Below are 1,501 nucleotides of genomic sequence, written 5' to 3'. Positions count from 1 at the left end.
AGGGAACAGGGAACAGGGAACAGGGAACAGGGAACAGGGAACAGGGAACAGGGAGCAGGGAGTAGGGAGTAGGGAGGGATCCCCCCTAGCCCCCCTTAATAAGGGGGGAACAGGGATTAATAAGGGGGGAACAGGAAGTAGGAACCTTAATAAGGGGGGAATTGTTATTAAAGGGAGATGCGATCGCGCTCTTGAGATGGCCCAAGGGGAATTTGTCACCTTTGTCGATAGTGACAGTGTTTTACTACCAGATGCCCTAGAGAAACTTGTAGCAGCATTTGACCGGGAATCCTCTACCTTGGATTTACTATTGAGTGGGTGGCAACTGGTTGAGGGAGACAAGATCACCCAGGTGACGCCATGGCAAGACTTACCAGATTTAGAAGACTTACACATCTGGAAGTTAGGGAAACTGTGGCAACCGTTGCGTCAAAGTAATAGTATGTTTCGTCGCAGTCGTTTAGACCTAGTAGGGGGCTTCAATAGGGAATTAAATCAAGAGGCTGCGATGGTAGAAGTAATAATAAATCTAGTATTTTTGAGAGGAAGCCGAGCCCTGTGGTTGCCAGAAGCAACCTGTAGCTATTTTGGGCAAAGTAATACTATTCCGGAAGAGTCTAGTTCAGTTGCTGAGGATATGAAAGAGGTGATTGATAGTATCTTTAAGCAACCAACAGTGAAGGGATGGATGCTTAAATTAAAAGCTAGAGCTTATCCTAAGGGAGTAGGGAGTAGGGAATCGGGAATCGGGAATCGGGAATCGGGAGTAGGGAGTAGGGAATCGGGATAAGAATGTGGGAAGTGTGGGGAGTTTCTTATAATTTTTGCCTAATTGAAAAAGCAATGCAGCGCGCATTGCATCGCTTTTTCAATTGCTTCGTTGGGGATAATTCCAGAGCGAAACCTAGCTTACTTCACTGCTGAGAATTTTATCCAGACTCAACAACTTATGATTACCAAAAAGAATACCCAAAAGTGTAATGGTCCCGATCCTCACAAGTAGATAAGCCGTCGGTGCCAGTGAACCATATTTCCAACCCATAGTCGAACTCAGGAGCATCAAAATCTCCAACCTTTACGTAATCCACTACTCCAGTGCAATCGGGGTCTTCAAGGCAGTCAAGCTCTGTAAGCTCGAATTCGTTACCATCAGTCATCACGTGGCCTGTTACCTTTAAAGTCTCAATAGGATAACAACCTCGCTCAAGTAACCTTTGGGAGTCATAAAAAACATGAACTTCGTGGCCCGGCTCTATGTCACCGCTTTGGAATTGGACAAAGTCCCCTGTGTAGGGATCGAGTGCAAACTGGACTCCAGGATGAAGTTCAGTAGCCTGTGCAGAAGCTACCGTAAAGGAAGGCATCCAAGTCAGAGCTATGGCAATAACTAATGCCAATAGCGCATTGCGTAGTTTTTGCATAATTAATTTCCTGTGCTTATCGTAAGGGAGCATGTCACTTATGCAGAACATTTGTACATTAGCTATAGCCCCCTCATGGG

General features: G+C 45.7%; 2 protein-coding genes. One reads left to right on the top strand and one right to left on the bottom strand.

Going from position 1 to position 1,501, the window contains the following annotated elements:
* Nucleotides 1-790: glycosyltransferase (locus AC4II3_RS32695; protein ID WP_488029841.1), on the top strand; the 790-nt coding region annotated here is incomplete at its 5' end.
* A 163-nt stretch (nt 791-953) separates the two neighbouring features.
* On the opposite strand, the gene AC4II3_RS32690 is transcribed toward AC4II3_RS32695, so the two are convergent.
* Nucleotides 954-1,421: a hypothetical protein gene (locus tag AC4II3_RS32690; protein WP_488029842.1), complete on the bottom strand. Its 468-nt coding sequence runs from the start codon at nt 1,419-1,421 to the stop codon at nt 954-956.
* Nucleotides 1,422-1,501 lie beyond the last annotated feature (80 nt).

It is taken from the genome of Moorena sp. (assembly GCF_982860115.1).
Note: the sequence above shows the minus strand (reverse complement) of the source record. Positions and strands in the feature narration are given on the sequence as shown.

What these genes read in the sequence shown, in the direction of transcription:
- AC4II3_RS32690 (WP_488029842.1), bottom strand. Translation starts at nt 1,421, where the DNA reads ATGCAAAAACTACGCAATGCGCTATTGGCATTAGTTATTGCCATAGCT.